This is a genomic window from Rhodococcus daqingensis (genome assembly GCF_042665615.1).
GTDB lineage: Bacteria > Actinomycetota > Actinomycetes > Mycobacteriales > Mycobacteriaceae > Rhodococcus_G > Rhodococcus_G daqingensis.
Genome location: NZ_JBHTCS010000014.1, coordinates 74,399 through 99,720 on the forward strand (window position 1 = coordinate 74,399; position 25,322 = coordinate 99,720).

Annotated in this window: 20 protein-coding genes; 11 read left to right on the top strand and 9 right to left on the bottom strand. The window is 70.7% G+C overall.

All coding sequences use genetic code 11. The features are described from left to right. The first annotated feature begins 4 nt into the window (after window positions 1-4). Complete coding sequence (locus ACFQS9_RS12550; protein ID WP_378405070.1) at window positions 5-1,438, top strand: MFS transporter; 1,434 nt, start codon at window positions 5-7, stop codon at window positions 1,436-1,438. A 224-nt stretch (window positions 1,439-1,662) separates the two neighbouring features. Here the strand turns inward: ACFQS9_RS12550 and ACFQS9_RS12555 are convergent, their stop codons facing one another. Together ACFQS9_RS12555 and ACFQS9_RS12560 are read right to left on the bottom strand one after the other, a co-directional pair. Then, entirely contained in the window at window positions 1,663-2,271 is a 609-nt protein-coding gene (locus tag ACFQS9_RS12555) for a TIGR03086 family metal-binding protein (RefSeq protein ID WP_378405072.1), read from the bottom strand. A 109-nt stretch (window positions 2,272-2,380) separates the two neighbouring features. Continuing rightward, window positions 2,381-3,349 carry a helix-turn-helix transcriptional regulator gene (locus tag ACFQS9_RS12560; protein WP_378405073.1) on the bottom strand — a complete coding sequence of 323 codons (969 nt, stop codon included), beginning with the start codon at window positions 3,347-3,349 and terminating at the stop codon, window positions 2,381-2,383. Window positions 3,350-3,656: 307 nt separating this feature from the next. Between ACFQS9_RS12560 and ACFQS9_RS12565 the strand changes: the two genes are divergently transcribed. Continuing rightward, window positions 3,657-3,947, top strand: coding sequence for a hypothetical protein (locus ACFQS9_RS12565; protein WP_378405075.1), 291 nt, complete (start codon window positions 3,657-3,659; stop codon window positions 3,945-3,947). A 78-nt stretch (window positions 3,948-4,025) separates the two neighbouring features. Here ACFQS9_RS12565 and ACFQS9_RS12570 read toward each other — a convergent pair whose 3' ends face one another. Beyond that, window positions 4,026-9,506, bottom strand: coding sequence for an ATP-binding protein (locus tag ACFQS9_RS12570; protein WP_378405077.1), 5,481 nt, complete (start codon window positions 9,504-9,506; stop codon window positions 4,026-4,028). Between the two features lie 800 nt (window positions 9,507-10,306). Between ACFQS9_RS12570 and ACFQS9_RS12575 the strand changes: the two genes are divergently transcribed. Beyond that, window positions 10,307-11,719 (top strand): WS/DGAT/MGAT family O-acyltransferase, encoded by a 1,413-nt coding sequence (locus tag ACFQS9_RS12575; protein WP_378405079.1) that lies wholly within the window; start codon window positions 10,307-10,309, stop codon window positions 11,717-11,719. A 40-nt stretch (window positions 11,720-11,759) separates the two neighbouring features. Continuing rightward, a complete protein-coding gene (locus tag ACFQS9_RS12580; protein ID WP_378405081.1) occupies window positions 11,760-11,960 on the top strand; it encodes a hypothetical protein in 201 nt (66 codons plus the stop codon). 13 nt (window positions 11,961-11,973) lie between these two features. Here ACFQS9_RS12580 and ACFQS9_RS12585 read toward each other — a convergent pair whose 3' ends face one another. Beyond that, entirely contained in the window at window positions 11,974-12,399 is a 426-nt protein-coding gene (locus ACFQS9_RS12585) for a VOC family protein (RefSeq protein ID WP_378405084.1), read from the bottom strand. Window positions 12,400-12,493: 94 nt separating this feature from the next. Between ACFQS9_RS12585 and ACFQS9_RS12590 the strand changes: the two genes are divergently transcribed. The 6 genes from ACFQS9_RS12590 to ACFQS9_RS12615 all read left to right on the top strand — a co-directional run bounded on the left by ACFQS9_RS12590 (window position 12,494) and on the right by ACFQS9_RS12615 (window position 18,498). After that, the gene (locus ACFQS9_RS12590; RefSeq protein ID WP_378405086.1) at window positions 12,494-13,423 is read left to right on the top strand and encodes a 4-(cytidine 5'-diphospho)-2-C-methyl-D-erythritol kinase; all 930 of its coding nucleotides are present in this window, start codon (window positions 12,494-12,496) and stop codon (window positions 13,421-13,423) included. Next, window positions 13,423-15,195: an ABC-F family ATP-binding cassette domain-containing protein gene (locus ACFQS9_RS12595; protein ID WP_378405088.1), complete on the top strand. Its 1,773-nt coding sequence runs from the start codon at window positions 13,423-13,425 to the stop codon at window positions 15,193-15,195. Before ACFQS9_RS12590 ends, ACFQS9_RS12595 begins: the two co-directional genes overlap by 1 nt. A 100-nt stretch (window positions 15,196-15,295) precedes the next feature. Further along, a complete protein-coding gene (locus tag ACFQS9_RS12600) occupies window positions 15,296-15,790 on the top strand; it encodes a nuclear transport factor 2 family protein (protein ID WP_378405090.1) in 495 nt (164 codons plus the stop codon). A gap of 104 nt (window positions 15,791-15,894) precedes the next feature. Next, a complete protein-coding gene (locus ACFQS9_RS12605) occupies window positions 15,895-16,578 on the top strand; it encodes a pyridoxine/pyridoxamine 5'-phosphate oxidase (RefSeq protein WP_378405092.1) in 684 nt (227 codons plus the stop codon). A gap of 26 nt (window positions 16,579-16,604) precedes the next feature. Continuing rightward, on the top strand, window positions 16,605-17,603 hold the full coding sequence (locus tag ACFQS9_RS12610; RefSeq protein WP_378405094.1) for an enoyl-CoA hydratase/isomerase family protein: 999 nt from the start codon (window positions 16,605-16,607) through the stop codon (window positions 17,601-17,603). Window positions 17,604-17,655: 52 nt separating this feature from the next. Next, on the top strand, window positions 17,656-18,498 hold the full coding sequence (locus ACFQS9_RS12615; protein WP_378405374.1) for an SDR family oxidoreductase: 843 nt from the start codon (window positions 17,656-17,658) through the stop codon (window positions 18,496-18,498). Here the strand turns inward: ACFQS9_RS12615 and ACFQS9_RS12620 are convergent. The 5 genes from ACFQS9_RS12620 to ACFQS9_RS12640 all read right to left on the bottom strand — a co-directional run bounded on the left by ACFQS9_RS12620 (window position 18,495) and on the right by ACFQS9_RS12640 (window position 23,452). Further along, entirely contained in the window at window positions 18,495-19,799 is a 1,305-nt protein-coding gene (locus ACFQS9_RS12620; protein ID WP_378405096.1) for a HAMP domain-containing sensor histidine kinase, read from the bottom strand. The two genes, ACFQS9_RS12615 and ACFQS9_RS12620, sit on opposite strands and share 4 nt — an antisense overlap. Further along, window positions 19,796-20,497: a response regulator transcription factor gene (locus tag ACFQS9_RS12625; protein WP_378405098.1), complete on the bottom strand. Its 702-nt coding sequence runs from the start codon at window positions 20,495-20,497 to the stop codon at window positions 19,796-19,798. Before ACFQS9_RS12625 ends, ACFQS9_RS12620 begins: the two co-directional genes overlap by 4 nt. A 23-nt stretch (window positions 20,498-20,520) precedes the next feature. Continuing rightward, entirely contained in the window at window positions 20,521-20,994 is a 474-nt protein-coding gene (locus ACFQS9_RS12630) for a hypothetical protein (protein WP_378405100.1), read from the bottom strand. 100 nt (window positions 20,995-21,094) lie between these two features. Further along, window positions 21,095-21,748, bottom strand: a complete 654-nt coding sequence (gene pnuC / locus ACFQS9_RS12635; protein ID WP_378405102.1) for a nicotinamide riboside transporter PnuC — start codon at window positions 21,746-21,748, stop codon at window positions 21,095-21,097. A gap of 3 nt (window positions 21,749-21,751) precedes the next feature. Continuing rightward, window positions 21,752-23,452, bottom strand: coding sequence for a peptide chain release factor 3 (locus tag ACFQS9_RS12640; RefSeq protein ID WP_378405104.1), 1,701 nt, complete (start codon window positions 23,450-23,452; stop codon window positions 21,752-21,754). A gap of 226 nt (window positions 23,453-23,678) precedes the next feature. Between ACFQS9_RS12640 and ACFQS9_RS12645 the strand changes: the two genes are divergently transcribed. Then, on the top strand, window positions 23,679-25,316 hold the full coding sequence (locus ACFQS9_RS12645) for a fatty acyl-AMP ligase (protein ID WP_378405106.1): 1,638 nt from the start codon (window positions 23,679-23,681) through the stop codon (window positions 25,314-25,316). Window positions 25,317-25,322 lie beyond the last annotated feature (6 nt).

Sequence of the window (25,322 nt, forward strand, 5' to 3'; positions counted from 1 at the left end):
CGAGATGAGTTTGAACACTAGTCCCGCGCCGTCACGAAAGTGGCTGGCGCTCGGTTTGATTGCGCTTGCGCAGTTCGTGGTCATCATGGACACCTCGATCATCGGGGTCGCCCTTCCCGAGATGCGGGCAGATCTCGGGTTCACCCAGGGCAATTTGACCTGGGTGTTCAACGCGTACGTGGTGGTGTTCGGTGGGATGCTGCTGCTCGGTGGGCGGCTGTCCGACCTGTACGGGGCCCGCCGGATCTTCGGCCTCGGCTGGGTGATCCTGCTGGCCGGCTCCTTGGCTGCGGGCTTGGCGGCCAACGTCCCCACCGAACTCGTCGGGCGCGCGGTGCAGGGAATGGGTGCGGCACTGATCGCGCCCGCCGCGTTGACACTGTTGATGATGCTGTTCGGCTCGTCGCCCCGCGAGCTGACCAAGGCGCTGGCGGTGTACGGCGCCGCCGCCCCCGCGGGAGGAACCGCGGGCGTGTTCCTGGGTGGATTGCTCACTGAGTACGCGTCCTGGCCGTGGGTGTTCTTCGTCAACATCCCGGTCGCGATCCTGGCCCTCGTTGCGGCGCCCGCGCTGCTGCCCGGTGGGCGGGGCGCTGCGACGGGCGGCGTCGACCTGATCGGTGCCCTCACCGTCACGCTCGGCATCGGCGCAGCGGTCTTCGGCATCGTCCGAGCGCCGGAGGTGGGCTGGGCCGCGACTCAGACCTGGGGTGTTCTCGTCCTGTCCGCGCTGCTCCTGATCGCCTTCGTCGTGATCCAGGCGCGCCGCCGTGAGCCGCTGGTCCGGCTCGCGATCTTCCGGACCCCCCAGTTGGGTGCGGCCAACCTCGCCCAGTTCCTGCTCGGGGCCGCGTGGATCCCGATGTGGTTCTTCCTGAACCTGTACCTGCAGCAGGTGCTCGGCTATTCGGCCTTCCCCAGCGGCGCCGCACTCATCCCGATGACGGCCCTGATCATGATCGGCATGATCGTGCTCGCACCGCGTCTGATCGCGAGGTTCGGAACGAAGTCGATGGTGGTCTCGGGTCTGGTCCTGCTGTCGGCGGGTCTTACCTGGTTGTCGCTGGTCCGGCCGGACGGCAACTTCTGGGTGGATGTTCTGCCCGCGTCGCTGGTCTCCGCGCTCGGCATGGCACTGGCCTTCATTCCCTCGCTGGGTACCGCGATCTCGAGTGCGCGGCCGGAGGAGGGTGGACTGGCGTCTGGCATCGTCAACACCAGCTACCAGCTGGGCTCCGCGCTCGGCCTGGCCGCCGCGACCGCGGTCGGTGCGGCCGTCGGGGCGAACGAACTCGGGGACCGGGCCGCGCTGACGGACGGGTTCTCCGCGGCGTTCCTGCTCGCGGCAGGCATCGCGTTGGCCGGTGCGGCTCTGGCCGCGGTCACCCTGCGCGGATCGCGGGCGCCCGAGCCTGCCGCCGAGTCGGTGACGGTCTGATGTCGCGACGAGTGGTCCGGCTGGATGACCCGAGGGTCAGGGCCGTGCTGCGCTGCACCGCGGGCTGCCTGCTGACGGCCCTGCGGGTTCGGTTGGGACCGCATGCCGGCGGTGGCGCCCGCTGAGCATCGGTACTGCTCGGGTGGCCGCTGACGCTCCCGCCTGGACGAGAGTCCGGGCGGGAGCGTCAGCGTTCGCCTGCCCCGATGCACGAGGGGGAGGCGTCAACGGAGGCCGGGGGCCACCGGCGCGGTCCACTGCGGATCTCGACCGAGGAGGGCGGCCAGCCGGTCGAGGACGGGGGCGTCCGGGTCGACGGTCTCTATCGGGGCGAACAGTGCGCCCGGCCCGCGCATGGCGGGTGAGTCGGGGTATCGACCGGCGAACTTCAGCGCGGTGGCCACCCGGCGTTCCGCGGGGCGGTAGTCGATGCCGATCGCCCGGCTCAGGTCCCAGCCGTGGGTGAGGACGTCGACGAAGTGGACGCCGATGGCGATCGAGCCGGGTACCGTCCCGGAGCTCGCGACGGGCACGCTCCGGTCGAGGACCGCGTCGTCGGCCAGGGTACGGGCGAGTTCGCTTGCGGCCGCGTCGAAGTCGGCACAGGGATCCGGTGTCGGCGGGGCGTCGCCGGTGAGGCCTTCGCGGCTGCCATCGTTTCTGTCGGACAGGTGGGAGCTCATCGCACGGGCGTTGGCGCTCAGGTGGCAGATCACCGCCCGGACGTCCCATTCGTCGCAGGGTGTCGGGAGATCGAGTTGTTGTTCGCTCAGGCCGCCGACGATGTCGCCCGTCAGGGCGAGTGCCTCCAGGTAGTGCTCGCGCAGATCCATGAACCCTCCTCAATATGTACGAACGATCGTGCTTTTATTTGACCATCGTTGGGCGTGCGGATCAAGAAGGGGGGTTAATGCTGCGGACCGTCCGGCGTGCGGCGCGCGATCAGCTCTGTCGGTAGCGCTCGCTGAGCAGCGCGTGGTGCTCGGCCCGCCGCAGACATTCCTCGCGGAGCTCGGGCGGACCGAGCACGGTGAAGTCGACGCCGAACGCGCTGAGCCAGCCGGCGATGCCGGCGGCCGATTCGCCGTGGAGCTCGATCATGCACCGGCCGTCGTCCACCGATTCGAGTGCGCCCCAGGACTCGTCGACCATCGGGGCGATCTGCTCGATCGGGGCGTTCAACATCACCCGTGCCGTGACCTGACTGAGGGCGCGGCTGATGCCCCGGGATACGAAGGCGGCGGCGTCGCCGGTCGGCAGCTCGCGCGGGGTGAACCGGGGTCCGGTGGGCGTCCTCGGTGTCAACCGGTCCACGCGGAACGATCGCCAGTCCGCGCGCGCCAGGTCCCAGGCGACGAGATACCACCGCGCCCCCGCCCGGACCAGCCGGTGGGGTTCGACCTCACGCCTGGTCTCGGCGCCGTCGTGGGTGCGGTAGTCGAAGCGCAATCGCTCGTGGGTATGGCAGAGCGAGGCGATGGCGGAGAGCACCTTCGCGTCGACCGCGGACCGCGGCGCACCCTGCGGCACCACGTCGATCCGCAGCGCGTCGAGGCGGTGCCGCAGCCGCGACGGCATCACCTGGCGCAGCTTGGTCAGCGCCCGCAACGACGAGTCGCCGAGACCCTCCACCGAGCCGGTGGCGCCGGACTGCAGCCCGAACGCGACGGCCAGCGCCTCCTCGTCGTCGAGCAGCAGCGGCGGCATCTCCGCGCCTGCACCGAGCTGATATCCGCCGCCGACGCCCACGCTCGCGTTGACCGGATAGCCCAGGTCGCGCAGCTTGTCCACGTCGCGGCGCACCGTCCGCGGCGTCACCGCCAGCCGTTCCGCCAGGTCCGCGCCCGACCACTCCCGCCGCATCTGCAGCAGCGACAGCAGCCGGAGCAGTCTCGCTGAGGTTTCCCGCATGGCTACACCCTGCCAGCTATTGCGGACAGTTGTGGTCCGCAATGGTCTTCTCGCCCCGAGACGGCGAAGGGCACCAGGTGTGCCTGGCGAGGCCGTGTCGTCCGCGTGATTCGTTGCGTATTACGAATCATGTTGTGTCGCAGTGGAATGAATTCACCACCGCGGGTGCGGAGCGCAGGATACGGTAACCCCCCCAACGGCAGACCGCGGCGGCCGGCGGGCGCGGATTGGGACAGGCCGGTCTCGCGACAGCCGTCACGGCGGGGCCTCGTCCGAGGTCCCGCCCCTTTCACACAGGAGGATCTTGATGACACAGCATTCCGGGCGTCGAATCATCTCGACGGTCGTCGTCGCTGCTGCCCTGGCAGGGGGTCTGGCGTGCGGTGCCGGAACCGCGGCGGCGGATTCCTCGGACTCGATTTCCTCGGACTCGATCGGGTGGTCGTCGGACGCACTCTCGTCGGAAGTACTCATGATGCCCCCCATCCTGGAGGCTGGAGTCGACGCGCTCGGCTCCGCCTGCACTGCTGTGCGGAATCTGCTGTTGGGGCAGAACTACTGCCTCGCTCCTCCCTTCCACGGCGCCACGATCGACTGACACCTGGGGAGGGCAGTAACAACAGTGGGCGCCGCCGGAATGACTTCCGGCGGCGCCCACTGTGCTGGCAATCGGTCCCTACACCGTGTTCAGAGCCTTGCCCATGCCCCGCTCCACCGCGTCGACCAGGCGCGGACGCAGCTCGGCCGCCGGGACGATCGCATGCACCGAGCCGACCTCGCGGGCCCGCTCGATGTTGTGGATCGCCTCGAACTCGGCGGCCACCTCGCCGAGCTTCGCCGACCGGACCGCGGAGCGTTCGGCGGCGAGCTCGACCCGCAGGCGGGTGCGCTCGGCGTTGTCCTCGGTCTCGGCCAGGCGGGCCTCGAGCTCGCGGACCGCGGGGTCCGCGGCGGTGCGGGTGTTCACCTCGCGGGTGAAGACCACGGCCGCGGCGGGCGCACCGCCGAGCACGGAGGCGAACGAGCCCTCGACCGCGAGCACCTCCATGTTCTCGTTCAGTGCGCCGGAGAACACCACGAACGCGCCGCCGTGGTAGCGCGAGACCACCACGAACACGATCGGTCCGTCGAAGTTCACGATGGCCCGGCCGATCTCGGCGCCGTACTCGAGCTGCAGGTTCCGCAGCGACTCCGGGGAGCCGTCGAAGCCGGACAGGTTCGCCAGGACCACGACGGGGCGGTTGCCGCTGGCCGCGTTGATCGCGCGGGCCGTCTTCTTCGACGAGCGCGGGAACAGCGTGCCGGACGTCCACTGGTCGGGGCCGTCGGTCGGGAACCAACCCTTGCGGGAGATGGCGCGCGACTCGATACCGATCACGGTCACCGCGTTGCCGCCGAGGTGCGCGTCGAACACCACGGAGGTGTCGGCGTCGGCCATGTCGGCCCACCGTTCGAGCACCGCGTGATCCTGGTCGACCACCGAGCGCATCACGGTCCGGATGTCGAAGGGCTTCTTACGATCCGGGTTCGTCTCGGCGGAGAAGATCTCGCCGACCGTGGTGAACTCGCTCGACGGATGCACGTGCGGGAAGGTGCGCACGTCGCGGTCGATCGGGTCCGTGGACTCGACCTTGCGCGGGAAGCGTTCGCCCGCAGCGAGATACGAGTGCTCGTAGTGCGTGAACAGGACGCCGATGGCCGCCGTCAGGTTCGGCGCCCAGTACTGCGCCTGGCCGTTCGGCCCCATGACCCGGTCGTAGCCGCCGATGCCGAAGTTGTCCTCGGCGGAGACGCCACCCGAGTAGTCGAGCGACTGCTTGCCGGTCAGCACCATCGCGCTGTCCGGGGTCATCACCAGGATTCCCTTGGTGTGCATCAGCATCGTCGCCTCGGCGTTCCAGTACGGCTGGGCGCCGACGTTGATCCCGGCGACGATCACGTTGATCTCGCCGCCCGCCTGGGTGAACGTGATGATCCGACGCAGACCACGCGAGACCCAGTCCATGTTCTCGGTGCCGGATTCCATCGAGATGGTGGCTCCGGAGGAGAGGGCAAACCACTCCACGGGTGCGCCGAGCTGCTCGGCCAGGTCGATCGCGGCGACCACCCGCGAGCACTCGGCCTCCGCCACGGTGCCCAGCGCCTTGGTGGGATCACCGAACAGCGCGACGCGGGTCATACCCTCCGGATGGCGCTCGGTGGGTGTGGTCACCAGGCCGACGATGATGCCCGCGGAGTTGCGCCCGTGTGGGCGGTCGACGGGGACCAGCAGTCCGGTCTCGTCGAGGTCGTACTCGACGAACGTGCCGCCCGCCGACAGGGCGGGGATCAGCTCGTACGGGTACACGGTGCCGCGGGCCTTGGACCGCTGCACCTTCTGGGTGTAGGCGTCCAACGGCTTGAGCGGCTCGGTCGGCGGCTCGGTGACGGCGACCTGCAGGCCGGCGCCCGAACGGTACGAGAACCGAACCGCCACCTGACGAGGCGCCTCGGTGGGAGTCTCTTGCAGGCGACCGATGATGGTGAGCTGCTCGAGTCCGGCGCCCACGGTCAGCGGCGCGACATGCTGGGCGATCCTGGCGATCCGGTCGGCCGACACCTCGAACTTCGGCCACACGTAGAGCACCACGCGGTTGTTCTCGATGCGCTTGCTGCCGCGCTCGGCCTGAACCCGTCGGATGCCGTCGAGGCAGGCCACGACGGCCCGCTCGATGGCGGGCGCGGCGGCGATCTCGCCGTCCGCGTCGAACTGCAGCGTCAGGTCCCGCACCTGGGCCATCGCGATCAGCCGCTCGTCGGTCTGGTTGTCCTTGGCGACGAGGTGGTACAGGTAGGTGTCGGCCGGGGCGGGCAGGCGGGTGCCGTCGAAGTTCTTGAGCCGCCACATGTCCAGGCGCTGGGCGGTGAGCGGATGCATGTCGCGGATGATCTTGTCCTCGACGAGCCCCGAATCCGGCTCCGCCGCGGGGCGGAGGGTCACCACACGCTGCGCCGTGATGTCGCCGGGGGTCGCCACCGTGACCGTGACGCGGCGCCAGGACGAGGCCCCGGCGTGTTCGCTCAGCACCGTCCGCAGCGACTGGGCGAGGGTGTCGCCGTCCGCGGGGGCATCCGGCCAGGCGAGGTAGAGGTCGATGACCTGGTTGACCGGTGCCGGGCCGACGGCCGCGTCGACCACGGCCAGTGCCTCGGCGAGGCGGGCCCGGTCGGCGGCGACCGAGACCAGGTTCATCTGCTCGCCCGACAGCTCGAAAGTGCCCGTGACGCAGGGCAAGCCATGGCCGTCGAGGGACTTCACGTCGTGCAGGCCGCGGATCTTGTAGTACTGCCGCGTGACCACCTCCAGCAGGTCTCCGGGCAGTGAGAGCGGGTCGGCGAGGAGACCGACCAGCGGCTCCGGGGTGTCCACCAGCGCGTCGAGCCGCTCCGCGCGGTCCACCGCTCCCGGCCGCTCCGCGAGGTACTGCAGGCTGCCGCGCACGCCGTCGTAGACCTGCTCGCGAGCCCTGCGGATCCTCGGCTCGTCGAAGATCCGGAACTGCAGGTTGCGGGCCACGTCGCCGACCACGGGGTAACGCAGCTGGGTGGCGAGCACGAGGCGGTCGAGCACCTCCGCCAGGGCCGGGCAGTTGTCCGTGCAGACGCGGCCGTCGTGCAGCCACTGCGCGAGCAGCCCGGCGACGATCGGGACCTGGGTCTCCATCCGCTGCTGCGCGACGAAGATCCGGTAGACCGCCTCCTCTAGCTCCTGGGTGCGATCGAGGTCGTTGACGTCGTAGTGCCGCAGCGACCGGGAGAGCTTGGCGCGGAACGAGTCCGGCAATCCGTGCACGTCCACGTCGAGGGACTGCAGGAACGAGTGGAAGTGCTCACGCGGGCTGTGCACGCGCTCGACGGTGTCCTCTTCGTCGGCGGTGGGCCGATTGCGCGAGAGCTCGCACAGATCCGCGAAGGTGGTCAGCAGGCTCAGCTCGGCGGCCACGAGGGTGTTGTCGGACTCGGGCAGCGACTCGCGCAGCGAGAGGTACTCGGCCAGCAGCGCGCGCGAGCGCGCGGCGTCGACGTCGAAGCCGGTGATCATCGCGCTCAGCGCGTCGAGCCGGGCGAGTGCCTCGGTGAGGTCGTCGCGGTCGCGGGTTTCGGGGGCGACGAACTCGACGCGCGGTGCCTGGGTGGTCACCGTCTCCTCGGCGACCTGATCGACACGCAGCAACGGCGCGCCCGCATCCACCTGGGCGTTGACGACGGCCAGTACCTCGCGGACCGTGCCCGCATAGGGCGCCCGGATCGCGGTCTCCATCTTCATGGCCTCGAGGACGACCAGGGTGTCGCCCGCCTCGACCTCGTCGCCGACGGCGACGGGCAGGGCCACCACCACGGCGGGGGAGGGGGCGCGCACGACGCCGGCCTCGTCCTGGCTGATCTGGTGGCTGATCCCGTCGACCTCGACGAGGTGGTGGGCGGGACCGGTGACAGAGACGATGTGGAACCGGCGGCCGCCGACCACGATGCGGCTCTCGAACTCGCCGAGCCGGTCGACGTCGACCTCGATCTCGCCGCTGTCCCCGTCGATCCGGTACCGGTGCGGCCCGATCTGGCCGACCACCAACTGGTAGGCCTGGCCCTGGTAGCTGAGTTCGACGGGTCGGCCGACGCCGTGCTTGGCGCGCGGCCTGCCGCCGCGGGCGGCCGCGAGGAACGCACCGCGCTCGTGGGCCTCCTCCGCGTCGTACACGCTGACCGCGGTCGCCAGCAACGCCACCGCGGCGGCGGGCGTCGGGCCGTTGGCGGTGCCCGCACCGGTGCGGTCCAGCCATCCGGTGTCCGCGCTGGCGGTGATCACCTCCTCGCGGTCCAGCAGGTCCAGCAGGAACGACTTGGTGGTGGTGCCGCCGTCGAGGACGACGGTGGTCTCGCGGAGCGCGGTGCGCAGCCGGGCGAGGGCCTCGGACCGGTCCCGGCCCCAGGCGATGACCTTCGCGACCATGGAGTCGTAGTCGGGCGGGATGACATCGCCCTGGGCGATGCCGGTGTCCACGCGCAGTCCGGAGCCGAGCGGGAACTTGAGCAGACGCACGGTGCCGGGGGCCGGGGCGAACCCGTTGTCGGCGTCCTCGGCGTTGAGCCGGGCCTCGACGGCGTGGCCGAACTCGGGCGGGCAGTCACCGACCAGCGGGTCGCCGCCCGCGACCTGGATCTGCAGCTTGACCAGGTCGATGCCGGTGGTGGCCTCGGTGATCGGGTGCTCGACCTGCAGTCGGGTGTTGACCTCGAGGAAGGTGAAGACCTGCTGGGAGGGCTGGTACAGGTACTCGACGGTGGCGGCGCCGCAGTAGCCGGCCGCGCGCACCAGGTCGGCGGAGACGCCGCGCAGGTGGTCGGCCTGCTCCTTGCTCAGCAGCGGGGACGCCGACTCCTCGATGACCTTCTGGTTCTTGCGCTGGATGGAGCAGTCCCGCACGCCGGGGGCCCAGACGTTGCCGTGCGCGTCGGCGATGACCTGCACCTCGACGTGCCGGGCCTCGGTGACCAGGCGCTCGATGAACACGACCGGGTCGCCGAAGGAGCGCTCCGCCTCGCCCTGGGTGCGCTCGAGGGCGAGCTCGAGCTCGTCCTCGGCGAAGACCTTGCGGATGCCGCGGCCACCGCCGCCGGAGCGGGCCTTGATGATCAGTGGGTATCCGATGGCCTGCGCGTGCCTGCGGGCGTCCGCGCGGGTCTCGACGGGGCCGCCGGACCACGGCGCCACCGGGACACCGACCTTCTCGGCGAGCAGCTTGGCCTCGACCTTGTCGCCGAGCAGGCGCATGGCGTCGGCGGAGGGCCCGATGAAGGTGATGTTCAGGCGGGCGCAGAGATCCGCGAAGGCCGGGTCCTCGGCGACGAAGCCCCAGCCGACCCAGACGGCGTCGGCCTTGGCCTCGATCAGGGCGCGCTCGAGCTCGGCGTGATCGAGGTAGGGGGTGGCGGCCGTGGTGGACGGCCGCAGGGTGACGCCCTCGTCCGCCTGCCGGACGAACATCGCCCGCCGCTCGGCGTCCGTGTGCAGCGCGATCGTCGTGATGCCGTACGGGTGCTCCGCATTGAGCTCGCGCACCGCCCGGATCAGGCGTACCGCTGCCTCACCTCGATTGACCACCGCTACACGTTTGAACATCCTCGCCACCGTTTCTCGAATATGTGTGTCGACTGCGCCGCGCCTACGCGACCGTCCGCCGTCCCCGAACCCTGTCGCAGGGTGCCGAGCCGGTGTGCAGTCCGGACCGGTTGGCCTGGGACATGCCCGACCGAGTGCGGTTGGGACCCGAAACCTCGTTGGAAACGAAGTCGGGGCGCGAGCGAATTCGATCCGGTCACGCGTAATCCTCGCCCGGCCTGGCGTCCCAAGTCGACCCTGCCGGTACGCAAGCATGCAGTATTTCTGCGACATTGTCATGTCGCGTCCGCCGGTGCGACCGGATCGATGAATGTTGTTGCAGTGCAGTGTGTTTCGAGGGCCATTTGGCGCTGCCCGGAAGTGGATTCGGCCCTACCAACCGGTAATAAGATTCATACTGACGAGTAGGCATAGCGCGTACTCATGAGTAGGAATTGCTTTACCCGCGAGTAGGGTTACCGCCGGATGAAGTTTCGGAATTAGAAAAGATGCTGTTACGGCGAGTATCGATTCCTGGGTGGGAACGTCTGATCTTGATATCCGCTGGTAATGCGATTGTGTCCCCGCGTGCCAAATCAAGTCGATCTTGTGGGGGTCTCGCGAGCCCTGGACCTGGACATTCGCTCAAGTGGATTCCGAATTCCGGATGATGTAGAACAGGTCACAAGCGCAGCCGGCTCGTGATCTTTCTCACAGATATCCGTGAGAAAGCGTCACACCGGAAAGCGCGGAACGACAGGTCCCCGGGGGACCGGAACCGCTCACGGTTCCGGGCACGGGATTTCAGGAAAGGCGCGTCAATGCTGCTGCCGATGTCACCGACCGACTCGATGTTCCTTCTGGGCGAATCGCGCGAGCACCCGATGCACGTCGGAGGTCTGGCGCTGTTCACGCCGCCGGAGGGTGCGGATGCGCGGGACGTGCGGGCGATGCTCGATTCGGCCTTCGCGCGGGCCGACGTGTCGCCGCTGCTGCGCAAGCGCGCGCGGCGATCGGTGACCTCCCTCGGCCAGTGGGGCTGGGAGACCGACACCGACATCGACCTCGGCCATCACGTCCGGCACGACGCGTTGCCGGCGCCCGGCGGGCTCACGGAATTGCTCGAACTCGTGTCCCGCCTGCACGGCGGGCTGCTCGACCGCAGTCGGCCGCTCTGGGAGATGCACCTGATCGAGGGCCTCGCGGACGGACGGTTCGCCGTGTACACGAAGATCCACCATGCCCTGGCCGACGGCGTGTCCGCGATGAAGCTGCTGCGCAGTGCGCTCAGCGAGGATCCGGAGGCGCGGGAGATGCCCGCGCCGTGGGAACCGCTCGTCCGCGAGCGCCCCACTCTCGTCCCGGACGTACCCGACGGCACCGCCGTCGAATCGTCGCGCGGAGGCCCGCTAGACCTGGCTTCCGCGGTCCTGCGCGTCGCTCGCGGCGCCGTCGGAGAGGCGGTCGGGATCCTTCCTGCCATCGCGGGCACCGTCGATCGGGCCAGGCACGACCGTGGCGGATCGCTTTCCTTCGCCGCGCCGAGCAGCATCTTCAACGTGCCGATCGGGGGTGCCAGGCGGTTCGCGGCGCAGTCCTGGCCGATCGAACGGCTGCGGCTCGTCGCCAAATGCGGCGACGCCACGATCAACGATGTCGTGCTGGCGATGTGCGCGGGCGCGTTGCGCTCCTACATGGACGAGCTCGACGTCCTGCCCGCCGACCCGCTGATCGCGATGGTGCCGGTCTCGCTTCGGCGTGAGCAGCCGGAAGCCAAGGCGGGCAACGAGATCGGAATGCTCATGTGCAACCTCGGCACGCACCTCGACGATTCGGCCGCGCGGCTCGACACCGTGCGCACCGCCATGAGCGAGGGGAAGGAGTCGATGCGCACCATGAGCTCGGCGCAGATCCTGGCCACCAGCGCCCTCGGTGTCGCGCCGTTGGCGCTCGGCATGTTCGGCCTGGGCGGGCCGATCCGCCCCGCGAACGTGATGGTCTCCAACGTGCCGGGTCCCGCGACGCCCCTGTACTGGAACGGAGCCCGCCTGAGCGCGCTCTATCCGCTGTCGATCCCGGTCGACGGGCAGGCGCTGAACATCACCTGCACCAGCACCGACGATGAGATCGCGTTCGGACTGACCGGCTGCAGGCGCAGTGTCCCGCCCCTCCAGCCGCTCCTCGGTTATCTCGACGACGAACTCGCCGCGCTCGAACGGGCCGTCGGCCTGTAGCGCGCACGGCACCACCAGACCCACGAGGGAAGGACGACCGATGACTGTCACAGCACACGACCGGACCCTGCGCCCGGACGACATCGCGCCTCACCGGATCCGCTCCGCGATCTCCATCGCGCTGGCCGCCTCCGTGCCCGCCGCCGCATCCGCGCTCCTGGTCACCGGGTCAGCCCTCGCGGGGGCGCTGATCGCCGCGTTCACCATCGTCTGCGTCGGCCTGGCCGCGGTGATGATCTGACACCGGCCTGAGCTCACCCGATCGGCCCGGCGAGCATCCAGCGGTGACCGAACGGGTCCACGAGGGTGGCGCCGCGCTGGCCGTTCTCGTTCGCCGGTTCGCGCTCGACGTCCGCGCCCGCGGCCCGCGCCCGCTCCAGGGTGGTGTCGGTGTCGGTGACCGGCAGCATCAGGCTCACCCCGGAGCGGCCGGGCGCGGGCGCGGTGAAGCCGATCTCGGGGAACTCGTCGGCCAGGTAGAGCGTGCCGTCGCCGATCGCCAGCTCACAGTGCCCGATCCGGCCGTCGGGCATCACGACCGGCTCGCCGTCGACACGGGCGCCGAAGGCCTCCGCGTACCACTCGATCGCGCGGCGCGCGTCGGGCACGGACAGATAGGGCAGGGCGGCCGGCCGTGGCACCACCGACTGCTCTCGGCCCGGATCGCTGCGATCGGTCATGACGGCTCCTTGCTGGGGTCGGCTGCGTCCACCACCCATGGTCGTCCCCTCGGGCGGTCATGGGGTCGCATTTGTTCCACTACGCTGGTGCCTTGTGCTGTCCGCTGTCCCTCGCCCGGTGATCGTCCGGGCACCGTCGAAGGTCAACCTGCATCTGGCCGTCGGTGACCTGCGCGACGACGGGTATCACGAGCTGACCTCGGTCTACCAGGCGCTCTCGCTGCACGACGACGTCGAGGTCCGCGATTCCGACGAACTCTCGGTCGCCGTGCAGGGTGAGAGCGCGCGGGTGGTGCCGACGGACCGGCGCAACCTGGTCTGGCAGGCGGCCGAGTTGCTGGCCGAGCGCGCGGGCCGCGATCCCCGGGTCGCGATCTCGATCGCCAAGGGCATCCCGGTCGCGGGCGGCATGGCGGGCGGCAGCGCCGATGCGGCGGCAGCGCTGGTCGCTCTCGACGAACTCTGGCAGCTCGGCCTCGATCGCGCCGATCTCGACGAGTTCGCGGCCCGCCTGGGCAGCGATGTGCCGTTCTCGCTGCGGGGCGGCACCGCGATCGGCACCGGTCGCGGGGAGAAGCTGCTGCCGGTGCTGTCCCGCAACAGCTTTCACTGGGTGCTCGCCCTCGCCAAGGGCGGGTTGCGGACCCCGGACGTGTTCCGCGAGCTGGACCGGTTGCGGAGCGAGGGGGAACCGCCCCGCCTCGGTGCCGCCGACGAGCTGATGCACGCGCTCGCCGTGGGCGATCCCCATCAGCTCGCACCCCTGCTCGGCAACGACCTGCAGCCCGCGGCGCTGTCCCTCAAGCCGGAGCTGCGCCGCACCCTGCGGGCGGGCACCGCGGCCGGCGCGCTGGCCGGGATCGTGTCGGGCTCGGGACCCACCTGTGCTTTTCTCTGCGCGGACGCCGACGCGGCCGTGGCGGTCGGTGCGGAATTGGCGGGCGCGGGCGTCTGCCGGACCGTGCGAACAGCCCACGGCCCGGTGCCCGGTGCCCGCGTGATCGACGACAAGACGGAGCGCTGATGGCGAATCTGATCAATCTGGAGCAGGTCTCGAAGTCCTTCGGGATCAAACCGCTGCTGGACTCGGTGTCGCTCGGTGTCCAGGAGGGCGAGCGGATCGGTGTCGTCGGTCTCAACGGCGGCGGCAAGACGACCATGCTCGAGGTGCTCGCCGGCATCGAGGCGCCGGACTCGGGCCGGGTGAGCCGGGTCGGTGGACTGCGGATGGCCGTGGTCACCCAGCGCGGGGTGCTGCCCGCGGGCTCGACAGTCGCCGACGTGGTGCTCGCCCCGCTCGGGGTGGCCGAACACGAGTGGGCGGGTGACGCGCGGATCCGGTCGATCCTCGCGGGAATCGGCGTCGACTCGGTCGGGCTGGACTCCAGCGTCGACGGGCTGTCCGGCGGCGAGCGGCGTCGTGTCGCGCTGGCGGCGGCGCTGGTGCAGGACCTCGACCTGCTGGTGCTCGACGAGCCGACCAACCACCTCGACGTCGAGGGCGTGCAGTGGTTGGCCGAGCACCTAGTCGGCAGGCGCAGTGCCCTGGTCGTGGTGACCCACGACCGGTGGTTCCTCGACACCGTCGCCACCCGCACCTGGGAGGTCGTCGGCGGCAAGGTGGAGAGCTACGAGGGCGGCTACGGCGACTGGATCTTCGCCCGTGCCGAGCGGGCCCGCCAGGCGGACGCGGCCGAGGACCGGCGTCGGAACCTCGCGCGCAAGGAACTCGCCTGGCTGCGCCGGGGCCCGCCGGCCCGGACCTCCAAGCCGCGCTACCGGATCGAGGCGGCCGAGGCGCTCATCGCTGACGTGCCCCCGCCGCGCGACAACGTCGCGCTGGCCTCCTTCGCGCAGCGTCGGCTCGGCAGGATCGTCATCGAGCTCGAGAACGCCACGATCGCGACCCCCGACGGCCGGGAACTCGTGCACGACCTGACCTGGCGCCTGGCCCCCGGCGAACGCATCGGTCTGGTCGGCGTCAACGGCTCGGGCAAGACCACCCTGCTGCGCACCCTGGCCGGGGAGATCGCTCCGGCGACGGGCAAGCGCATCGAGGGCAAGACCGTCAAGATCGGTTGGCTGCGGCAGGAACTCGACGATCTGCCGACCGACATGCGGGTGCTCGAGGCGGTCAAGGACGTCGCCGAGCGGATCGTGTTGGGGGACCGCGAGGTCTCGGCCGGTCAGCTCGCCGAGCGGCTCGGTTTCACCCCGGCCCGCCAGCGGACCCCGGTGGGCGACCTGTCCGGCGGCGAGCGCCGGCGGCTGCAGCTCACCCGGGTGCTGATGTCGGAGCCGAACGTGCTGTTGCTCGACGAGCCGACCAACGACCTGGACATCGACACCCTGCAGCAGCTCGAGGACATCCTCGACGGTTGGGCGGGGACGATGGTCGTGATCAGTCACGACCGGTTCCTGATCGAACGGCTCTGCGACTCGACCTGGGCGCTGTTCGGCGACGGCAAGCTCACCAACCTGCCCGGCGGCATCGCGGAGTACCTGCGCCGCCGCGAACAGGTGGCGGAGATCGCGGCTCCCGGGCCTGCGCCGGTGACGGCACCGACCGCGACCCGGGACGGCGCCGCTGACCGGGCGGCCCGCAAGGAACTGAGCAAGCTGGAGCGTCAGGTCGGCAAGCTCGGCGAGCGGGAGAGCACGCTGCACGCGGCGCTGGCCGAGGCCGCCACCGACCCGCAGCGGTTGCAGTCCCTCGACACGGAGCTGCGGAAGGTGCTGGCCGATAAGGAGGCCGCGGAGGAGCGCTGGATGGAGTTGGCGGCCGAGCTGGAGTGAACCGGCGCTCACCCATTCCGGTCTCCTTCCCGGGCGAAGGAGACTAGTCTGCGAGCAGGTCAGTATCTGTGCATGAGTCCCGTCATGGAAGGCGTGCATCATGGATCTGGAGGCCGTCGCCGAGATCTGCAGACTCAAATACCGGTACACCCGCGCGCTGGACACCAAGGATTGGGCCACGTTCCGCGACACCCTGTTGCCCGACGCGACCGCCACCTACGGCGAGCATCTCCGGTTCGAGGATCGCGAGGCGCTGGTCTCGTTCATGGAGATCACGCTGGCCCCGCACGTGCTGACCGAGCACCTGTGCGGGCAGCCCGAGATCGACGTGGAGGGCGACGCCGCGACCGGGATCTGGGTGCTCTCGGACACCGTGATCATTCCGGAGGACGGGATGCTGCTGCGTGGTGCGGCCTTCTATCACGATCGGTACGCCCGGGGTGCGGACGGACGGTGGCTCATCGCGCACACGGGCTACGAACGCACCTACGAGGTGGTCATCTCCCTCGCCGACATCCCGAGTTTCCAGGTCACCTCGAGCCGGTGGGCGCTCTCGGTGACCCCCTCCGCCAGTCAGACCCCCGCCTCGGCGTGACAGGGCGGATCGGTCTCGGCCCCGTATCGCGGTAGGGCCGAGGCGATCTCGGACGGTGAGCCGTCCTGGTGCGCGGTCCCGCGCTCGGGGCCTAGGGTTCGTCCGTGTCCGACATCGCGCCCCGGTCCACATTCGCCGACACCCGTGCGTGGCTACGGGCTCTGCCCGCCGCCACGGCAGCTGCCGCGGCAGACGGTGTCCTCGATCCGGCGCTCGCACCGTCCGAGCTCTTCCTGCGCTGGCTGGAGGACGCGGTTGTCGCGGGTGTGCCGGACCCTCAGGCCGCGGTGCTGTCCACGGTGGACGACGGCCGCGCGGACGCCCGCGTGCTGACCCTCAAGGACGTCGACGAGCGGGGCTGGTGGTTCTCGGGCTCCGCGAACTCGCCGAAGGGGCGGCAGCTCGCGGCGAACCCCGCCGCGGCGCTGACCTTCTACTGGGCGGGCGTGGGCAGGCAGGTCCGGGTTCGCGGGGCGGTGGCGACCGCCGATCCCGAGGTGTCCGCGCGGGACTATCTCGACCGGTCGGTGACGGCCCGCGCGGTCGCCGCGGCGAGCAGGCAGAGTGAGGTGCTGGCAGATCCGGTCGTCTACGACGGTGCGGTCGCGGGGGAGCTCGCCCGGATCGAGGCCGATCCGGGCCGCGTCGCGGCCACCTGGCAGGCTTGGTGCCTGGTCCCGGACAGCGTCGAGTTCTGGCTCGCCGACCCGGGGCGCAGGCATCAGCGGTTGCGGTACCGGCGGCCCGCGCCGACCGCGGGGTGGATCACGGACGTCCTGTGGCCGTGACCGAGATCAGGTGAACGGGAGTGTGAATGAGCTTCATCCGGACCAAGGTCGTCGACGGTGTCGGCGAGATCGTGCTGGACCGACCGAGGGCACTCAACGCCCTCGACCCGAGCATGATCCGCGACATGTACGAGGCGCTGGTGCGCTGGCGCGACGATCCCGCGATCGAGACGGTCCTGGTGACCAGCGGTTCGGACCGCGCGTTCTGCGCGGGAGGCGACATCAAGGCCGTGCGCGAGGCGGTGCTGCGGGGCGATCGGGAGTCCGTGCACGGGTTCTTCGCCGACGAGTACCGGCTCAACCTGCTGATCGGTGAGTACCCGAAGCCGTACATCTCGCTGATCGACGGCGCTGCGATGGGCGGCGGGCTCGGCATCTCGGTGCACGGCACGGTTCGGGTGGTGACCGAGCGGGCGGTGCTGGCGATGCCCGAGACGGCGATCGGGTTCTTCCCGGACGTCGGCGCCGGCCACTTCCTGCCGCGGCTGACCGGTGCGGCCGGAATGTACCTGGGGCTCACCGGCGCCCGGGCCTCGGCGGGCGACGCGGTCGCGTTCGGCCTGGCCACGCATTTCGTGCCGAGCGAGCGGTTGGCGGAGCTCGCCGACGCGATCCGCGGTGGGTCGGCGGCGGAGGCGCTCGAGAAGTTCGGCGAGCAGGCCCCCGAGGCGCCGCTGGCCGCGCGGCAGGCGCGGATCGACGAGGTGTTCGCGCAGGGCACCCCGGCGGACATGCTGGCCCGGCTGAGCGGGGACGACGAGTGGACGACACAGGCGCGCGCCGCGCTGACCTCGGTCTCGCCGACCGCCGCCTTCGTCACCGCGGAACTGATCCGTCGCGGCGCGGTCGACACGTTGGCGGGGTGCCTCGAGCGCGAGCTGGCACTGACCGGACCGGTGACCGCCGGGCCCGACTTCGTGGAGGGCGTGCGCGCGGTGCTGGTCGACAAGGACCGCAACCCGTCCTGGTCGCCCGCGAGCCTCGCCGGGGTGGACCGGGACGCGATCACCGCACTGTTCGACTAGCACCGTTCGTCCCGCCATCCCTACCGGAGGAGCCAGCATCGTGTTCACCGAGATCCTCGCTCGCGCGGCGCTGAGCCCGATCCCCTCCGCCCGCGCCCTCGCCGCGAAGATACTGCCGATGCGCGAGCACCGGATCGCGGGCAAGCGGATCCTGCTGACCGGGGCGTCGTCCGGGGTGGGGGAGGCGGCGGCGCGTCGTCTCGCCGCCGAGGGTGCCGAGCTGATCCTGGTCGCGCGGGGCGCCGAGGCGCTCGAGGCCGTCCGCGACGACATCGTGGGCTCGGGCGGGATCGCGCACGCCGTGCCCTGCGACCTCACCGATCCGGAGGACGTGGACCGACTCCGGGCGGTCGTCGAGGGCGAGCTCGGACCCGTCGACGTGCTCGTCAACAACGCGGGCCGGTCGATCCGCCGCCCGGTCGAGGAGTCGCTCGACCGGTTCCACGATTTCGAACGCACCATGTCCCTGAACTACTTCGGTCCGGTGCGCCTGACCCTCGCGCTGCTGCCCGCGATGCTCGAGCGGGGGCACGGACACGTGGTCAACGTGGCCACCTGGGGCGTACCGGGCGGTGTCATGCCCAAGTTCGCGGCGTACCACGCGTCGAAGGCCGCGGTCAGCGCGTTCGGGCGCGACCTCGGCGCCGAACTCGAGGGACGCGGAGTGGCGGTGACGACCGTGCACTTCCCGCTGATCCGCACGCCGATGATCGCCCCGACCAAGGACTACGACGCGATGCCCGCCCTCAGGCCCGAGGACGCGGCGTCCTGGCTGGTCACCGCGATCCGCACCCGGCCGGTCGAATTGCTGCCGACCTACGCGGAGCTGCTCCGGTTCCTGGACAACTTCGCCCCGTCGGTGACGGACGCCCTCGTGCGGCGCGCCGGGATCTAGCGCGACTGCTGGGGGAGCGTCAGCTCCAGGCGGACTCCGCCGATCGGGCTGTCCACCAGTTCGACCGTGCCGCCGTGCAGCGCGGCCTGCTGGGCGACCAGCGCGAGCCCCAGCCCGGACCCCTCGGCGGCGGAGCCGGCGCCGCGGACGAAGCGCTCGAAGACCGACGTCCGCTCCGCCTCCGGCACGCCCGCTCCGTCGTCGTCGACGGTGAGGACCGCGGTGCCGTCGGCGTTCGTCCGGACGGCGACGAGCACTCGATCGGCCCCGCCGTGGCGCACCGAGTTGGTGATGGCGTTGTCGAGCACCAGGCGCAGTCCGGTCGGAATGCCTCGCACCACAACGGGTTCCGCGGCCGAGAACGAGATGTCCAGGTCGGGGTGGGTGCGCTGGGCCGCCTGGACGCAGCGGTCGACGAGCTCGGTCAGGTCCAGCTCCTCGTGGTCGGCGGCTTCGGACAGTTCGCCGACCGCGAGCCGCTCGAGGTCGGCGAGTGTCGTCTCGACCTGACGCTGCGTGCCGAGGAGGTCGGTCAGGATCTCCGCGCGCTGCTCGCCGGTGAGCCGCATCGTCGAGAGCACCTCCAGGTCGGTCCGCATCGAGGTCAACGGGGTGCGCAGCTCGTGCGCGGACACCGAGGCGAAGTCGCGGGCGGATCCCAGCGCCTCCTCGGTCCGCTTCTGGGCGGCGGCGATCCGGTCGAGCATGTGCCCGATCGCCTCCGACAGGTCCTCGGCCTCCCTGGCCCCGCGCACGCTCGGGCGTGCGGCCCGGGGATCGTCGCCGATGTCGTGGGTGGCGTCGGCGAGGAGCCGCAGCGGGCGCACGGCCCGCCCGGCCAGCAGCCAGCCCAGCCCACCGGCCGCCGCGATCGCGAACACGGCGGCGATCGCGACCGCCACCTGCTGCTGGCGGATCGCGCGGGTCAACGGGTCCTCGGGGACGGTCAACGCGATGAACGCCCCCGGCTCGTCGGGGATCGCGATGTCGCGGGTCCGGACCGCGATACCGCTCGTCGACTCCGTCCTGATCGCATCACCGGCCACGGCACCGGGGAGCACGACTGCCGGCTCCGATGGCGTGGCCGGCTCCAATGGCACGGCAGGCTCCGTCGCTACCGGGTCGAACACCACACCCGGCGGGACCGCCACCGTCACCGAGTCGAGGGTCCGGTCGATCTGCTCGGAGCCGTTCACCCGCAGGAACACCGCGATGGCGGCGCCGATCGCGACGATGACCACGGCCGCGGACAACGCCGACACGATGGCGACCCGCGCGCGCAGCGACAGCGACCGCCTCATGGCTGCGCCCGCAGGACGAATCCGACGCCTCGGACGGTATGCAGGACCCGTGGCACGGAGTTCGCCTCCAGTTTCTTGCGTAGGTAGGTGACGAAGACGTCCACCACATTGGTGTCGGCGTCGAAGTCGTAGCCCCAGACCAGCCGCAGCAACTGCGGGCGGCTGAGCACCACGCCCGCGTTCTCGGCCAGCGCGCCGAGCAGGTCGAATTCGCGCTTGGTCAGGTCGAGCCTGCGGCCCGCGACGTGGGCGCGCCGCCCCGGCAGGTCCACCTCAAGGGCCCCGACCGTGACGAGCCCGGCGGGCGCGATCGCCCGGGGTGCCCGCCGCAGCAGCGCCCGCAGCCGGGCGACCAATTCGCCGAGCTCGAACGGCTTGGTCAGGTAGTCGTCGGCGCCGGCCTCGAGGCCCGCGATCCGGTCGCCGACCGAGCTGCGCGCGCTGAGCACACAGATCGGCACCTCGTTGCCCATCGCCCGCAGCGCGGTGACCACGCCCACGCCGTCGAGGCCCGGCATGTTCACGTCGAGGACGATCGCGGCCGGGCATTCGCCGGACACGGCCCGCAGCGCGGAGGCGCCGTCCGTCGCGGTCTCGGTGTGGAAGCCGGACAGACGGAGCCCCCGCTCCAGCGAGGCCAGGACCTTGGGGTCGTCGTCGACGACGAGGATGCGGGCGGTATCGGTCACCACATCCATGGTGCCAGGGCCGCCGGGGTGTCTCAGCAGGCGCGAGTCACGGTCACGGCGCCGGCCGGAGCGCTCTCGTCCTGCTCGATGGTCAGCGTCGGCACCTCACCCTCGGGAAGAACGGCAGGGGCGACGTCGCGCATGGTTCCGTCGGCGATCATCCGCTGCGCCTCCTCGTCGGTCAGCATCTTCGTGACAGCCGGTTCCCCCTCGCCTGCCGGAAGGGCCGGGACGGTCAGGACCGCAGGCATCGCGGTGCCGTCCTCGATCATCTTCTGCAGCGCCTCAGGGCTGAGCTCGATGGCCATCGCCGCACAGGTCGCCGCGTCCAGAGGAGCGCCTGCCACCGCGGGGCCGGACTCCTGGATGGCGACCGCCCCGCCCTGCGGGATCGTGTCGTTCGCCCACGCGACGCCGGGCACCGCGATCGCAGCGGCGGCGGCCAGCCCGGCGGCCGCGAACCCGGCGCGCTTGCGGACGCTGCTGATGTTGAGGGACTTGCGCATGGGGAGCTCCTTCGGTCGTGTCGGAGCCGGGGGTGGCTTCGACGTGACCCAAGGTAGGGGCGAAAAACTCGGCGCCCGTTAGCGAATCATTAGGGGTTCGTTAGACCCGCGCCGGCGGCGTCGCGCGCTGGATCCGCAGCCACACCGCGAAGCCCCAGACCACGAAACCCGCGTACACCAGATAGAGGATCGCCGACGGGTAGTAGCCGGCCCCGAGGAGCAGCGGGACACCCACCAGGTCCACGCCGATCCAGATCAGCCAGAACTCCGTCCATCCGCGGGCCATCCCGTAGGTGGCGAGCATCGAGCCCATGAAGATCCACGCCTCCGCCCATGGGCCATAGGACCCGAGCCGGGCGAAGATCTGCGCGAACGCCACGGTGCCGACGGACATCGCGAGGAGCAGCAGCAGTCGGTCCCGTCCCGGCGCCCACCGCGGCAGCACCGCCCGACCCGATTCCTGACGCGACCGCAGCCACTGCGTCCAGCCGTACACGCTCACGCTGATGAACATGAGCTGGCGCCCGGCCTGGCCGTACAGGTTCAGCTCCTGCGGGGTGTGGAACAACGCGCCCATGAACACGGTGAACAGCAAGGCATTTCCGGCGATGCCGACCGGCCACGCCCACACCACGCGCTTCATCCCGCCGATCGCGGAGGCGATGCCGAAGGCGTTGCCGACGATCTCGCGCCACAGGATCGTGGCCCCGCCGATGTGCAGTTCCGCATCGAACAGGGTGAGCAGCGGGTTCACGGACTAGTCGGCGGTCGCGACGAGCGGCTCGAGCGTCAGCTCCGGAAGCTCCTTCTGCAGGTACTGCAGCCGCCACTTGTCGCTGATCAGGGCGAGCATCACGCCGTCGGAACGGGTGAAGACCTCGACCCCGCGCTGGCGGCCCAGCTCGGTCGCGGACTCGGCGTCGGTGCGGCGAGCCAGCGCGTAGGGCAGGCCCTCCATCCGGGCCTCCACCGAGAACTCCGCCTTCATCCGCGCGGCCACCACCTCGAACTGCATCGGGCCGACGGCCGCCATCACCGGCGCCGCGTCGCCGCGAATGTCGTTGCGCAGCACCTGGACCACGCCCTCGGAGTCCAGCTGCTCGACGGCGCGGCGGAACTGCTTGTACTTGCTCGCGCTCTCCGCGCGCAGCACCGAGAAGTGCTCGGGTGCGAATGACGGGATCGGGGGGAACTCCACCTTCTTGTCGGTGAACAGGGTGTGGCCCGGTGCCAGGGCCGTCGCGTTCACCAGGCCCACCACGTCGCCCGGGTACGCCGACTCGACGGTGGAGCGCTCGCGACCGAACACGGTCTGCGCGTACTTGGTGGTGAAGGGCTTGCCGGTCTGGGCGTGCGTGACGACCATGCCGCGCTCGAAGACGCCGGAGACGATGCGCATGAACGCCAGGCGGTCTCGGTGGCTCGTGTCCATGCCCGCCTGCACCTTGAAGACCACCGCGCTGAACGGGTCGGTGACCTCGCGCGCGACGCCCTTGACGTCGTCGCGCGGGCCCGGGGCGGGTGCGAGCGCGACGAGGGTGTCCAGGATCTGCCGGACACCGAAGTTCAGCATCGCGGACGCGAAGATGACCGGTGAGGTCTGCCCGGCGAGGAACATCTCCTGGTCGTGGTCCTGCCCGCTGGCGGAGAGCAGCTCGCTCTCCTCGACCGCGGTGTCCCAGTCGGAGCCGTCGCGGGTCGCGGCGGCGTCGGCGTCGAGGATCTCCTCGGGCGCGATCGTCGCGCCGCCGGCGGTGCGGGTGAACCGGATGTACTCCCGGGGGGCGCCGTCCTCGCCGCGCCGGAGCAGCCCGCGGAAGTCGCCCGCGATGCCCACCGGCCAGTACAGCGGAGTCGGGGTGAGCCCGATCCGCTCGTGGATCTCGTCGAGCAGTTCCAGCGGGGTCTGGCCCGGGCGGTCCCACTTGTTGATCACGGTGATCACGGGGATGCCGCGGTGACGACACACCTGGAACAACTTGAGGGTCTGCGGCTCGAGGCCCTTGGCGGCGTCGATCAGCATGACCGCGGCGTCGACGGCGGTGAGCACCCGATAGGTGTCCTCCGAGAAGTCGGAGTGGCCCGGGGTGTCGACGAGGTTGATGACGCTGACCGGCTCGTCCGGATCGGACTCGCCGGACTTGTAGTTGAACTGCAGGGCGGTCGAGCTGACCGAGATGCCTCGCGCCTTCTCCATCTCCATCCAGTCCGAGACGGTGGAGCGGCGACCGGCCTTGCCGTGCACGGCCCCTGCCTCCGAGATCATCTTCGCGTGCAGCGCCAGTGCCTCGGTGAGCGTGGACTTGCCGGCGTCCGGATGCGAGATGACGGCGAACGTCCGTCGCCGCGCGGCCTCGGCGGCCAGGCCCTTCGGGGTCGCCGAGGTCCGGGCCGAGGCGACCTCCGCGGGGGCGTCGGTGGAGGTGGAGGCGGACGCCGACGCGGGCTCGGTGGTCACCGGGATTCCTAACTGATGTGACGGACGAAGATGGCGAAACGCCAATATGCCAGGCTACCCGTGCCCGTGACGCCTATGCTCGGGTACACCCTGAACCAGGCCGTCGCCCCGCCGGAGTAACGGCCGAACAGCGATTCCTGAAGTACCCGTGAGGGCGCTGGGCCCTTGGTCGTGGTGCTCGCCGCGGCCGACGGCTTCATCCCTCCATCGTACGGAGGAGGCCGTCATGAGCCGGTTCACCGATGAGATGTATGCCAGCGCCGAGGACAGCCAGCACGGGATCGTGACGGGGGAGCCGGACGCCCCGCGACGGCAGGTCTGGAGCGAGATACACGCGGTCGCCCGCGCGATGGCGGGCGCGCTCGCGGCCGCGGGCATCGGCCCCGGCGACGCCCTCGGGATCCTCGCCGGTCAGCCGGTCGACATCGCGCCCGCCGTGCAGGCCACCTGGATGCGCGGCGCCTCCGTGACCATGCTGCACCAGCCGACGCCGCGGACCGACCTCATCATCTGGGCGGAGGACACCGAGACGGTCATCCGGATGATCTCGGCCAAGGCGGTCATTCTCGGCGCACCCTTCGACGCGGCGGCACCGGTCCTCGAGGAACGCGGGATCAAGGTCGTCACGATCGCGGACCTGCGGGCGGGACCCACCATCGAGCCGGTCCGGACCGCCGAGTCCGACATCGCGTTGCAGCAGCTGACGTCGGGGTCGACGGGCTCTCCCAAGGCCGTGCAGATCACCCACGAGAACTTCCACACGAATTCCTGGGCGATGCTGTCCCGGATCAAGTTCTCGGTCGAGGACGACGTGATGGTGAGCTGGCTGCCGCTGTTCCACGACATGGGCATGGTCGGGTTCCTCACGCTCCCGATGCAGATCGGCGCCGAGATCGTCAGCATCACCCCGATGGACTTCCTCACCTCGCCGCTGCTGTGGGCGGACCTGATGGGCAGGTATCGGGGCACGGTGACCGCCGCCCCGAACTTCGCGTACTCACTGCTCGCGAGGAAGCTGGCCAAGGCCGAGGACGGCGTCGTGGACCTGTCCACGGTGCGCTGCCTGCTCAACGGCGCGGAGCCGGTCGACGCCGACACGATGATCGCGCTCGCGGAGGCCGGGGCACGGTTCGGGCTGGATCCGGCCGCCCTGGCGCCCACCTACGGGATGGCGGAGGTGACCCTCGCGGTCTCCCTGCCCGAGCCCGGGCGGGGGATGGTGCTCGACGTGGTGGACCCGGACCTGTTCGAGGCGGGTGGCCTGGCGGTACCGACCCAGCGCCCCAACGCCCGCAAGCTGCCGACACTCGGCACCCTGGTGTCGGGGCTGGAGGGGCGCGTCGTCGGGGACGACGGCCGGGTGTTGCCTCGCCGTGCCGTCGGGATCATCGAGCTGCGGGGCGGCTCGGTCACGCCCGGCTACCTGACGGTGGACGGGCACAAGCCCGCACAGGGCGAGGACGGATGGTTGAACACCGGCGATGTCGGCTATTTCACCGAAGAGGACCTGATCGTGGTGTGCGGCCGCGTCAAGGACGTGATCATCATGGGCGGTCGCAACGTCTACCCGACCGACATCGAGCGGGCCGCGTGCACCGTCAAGGGGGTCCGGCCGGGCAACGCGGTCGCGGTGCGACTCGATGCGGGCCAGAAGCGGGAGTCCTTCGCGGTCGCGGTGGAGACCAACGACCACGAGAATCCCGAGGAGGTCAAGCGGATCGAGCACGAGGTGGTGCACGCGGTGTTCTCGGAGGTGGGCGTGCGGCCGAGGACGGTCGCCGTGCTCGGGCCGGGCAGCATCCCGAAGACGTCGTCCGGCAAGCTCCGCCGCGGGAGGTCGGCGTCGCTGCTGGGAGGGGTGTGAGTCGGC

What these genes read in the sequence shown, in the direction of transcription:
- ACFQS9_RS12565 (WP_378405075.1), top strand. Translation starts at nt 3,657, where the DNA reads ATGACACAGCATTCCGGGCGTCGAATCATCTCGACGGTCGTCGTCGCT.
- ACFQS9_RS12580 (WP_378405081.1), top strand. Translation starts at nt 11,760, where the DNA reads ATGACTGTCACAGCACACGACCGGACCCTGCGCCCGGACGACATCGCG.
- ACFQS9_RS12630 (WP_378405100.1), bottom strand. Translation starts at nt 20,994, where the DNA reads ATGCGCAAGTCCCTCAACATCAGCAGCGTCCGCAAGCGCGCCGGGTTC.
- ACFQS9_RS12620 (WP_378405096.1), bottom strand. Translation starts at nt 19,799, where the DNA reads ATGAGGCGGTCGCTGTCGCTGCGCGCGCGGGTCGCCATCGTGTCGGCG.
- ACFQS9_RS12560 (WP_378405073.1), bottom strand. Translation starts at nt 3,349, where the DNA reads ATGCGGGAAACCTCAGCGAGACTGCTCCGGCTGCTGTCGCTGCTGCAG.
- ACFQS9_RS12575 (WP_378405079.1), top strand. Translation starts at nt 10,307, where the DNA reads ATGCTGCTGCCGATGTCACCGACCGACTCGATGTTCCTTCTGGGCGAA.
- ACFQS9_RS12625 (WP_378405098.1), bottom strand. Translation starts at nt 20,497, where the DNA reads ATGGATGTGGTGACCGATACCGCCCGCATCCTCGTCGTCGACGACGAC.
- ACFQS9_RS12570 (WP_378405077.1), bottom strand. Translation starts at nt 9,506, where the DNA reads ATGTTCAAACGTGTAGCGGTGGTCAATCGAGGTGAGGCAGCGGTACGC.
- ACFQS9_RS12600 (WP_378405090.1), top strand. Translation starts at nt 15,296, where the DNA reads ATGGATCTGGAGGCCGTCGCCGAGATCTGCAGACTCAAATACCGGTAC.
- ACFQS9_RS12555 (WP_378405072.1), bottom strand. Translation starts at nt 2,271, where the DNA reads ATGGATCTGCGCGAGCACTACCTGGAGGCACTCGCCCTGACGGGCGAC.
- ACFQS9_RS12550 (WP_378405070.1), top strand. Translation starts at nt 5, where the DNA reads ATGAGTTTGAACACTAGTCCCGCGCCGTCACGAAAGTGGCTGGCGCTC.
- ACFQS9_RS12645 (WP_378405106.1), top strand. Translation starts at nt 23,679, where the DNA reads ATGAGCCGGTTCACCGATGAGATGTATGCCAGCGCCGAGGACAGCCAG.
- ACFQS9_RS12585 (WP_378405084.1), bottom strand. Translation starts at nt 12,399, where the DNA reads ATGACCGATCGCAGCGATCCGGGCCGAGAGCAGTCGGTGGTGCCACGG.
- ACFQS9_RS12610 (WP_378405094.1), top strand. Translation starts at nt 16,605, where the DNA reads ATGAGCTTCATCCGGACCAAGGTCGTCGACGGTGTCGGCGAGATCGTG.
- ACFQS9_RS12595 (WP_378405088.1), top strand. Translation starts at nt 13,423, where the DNA reads ATGGCGAATCTGATCAATCTGGAGCAGGTCTCGAAGTCCTTCGGGATC.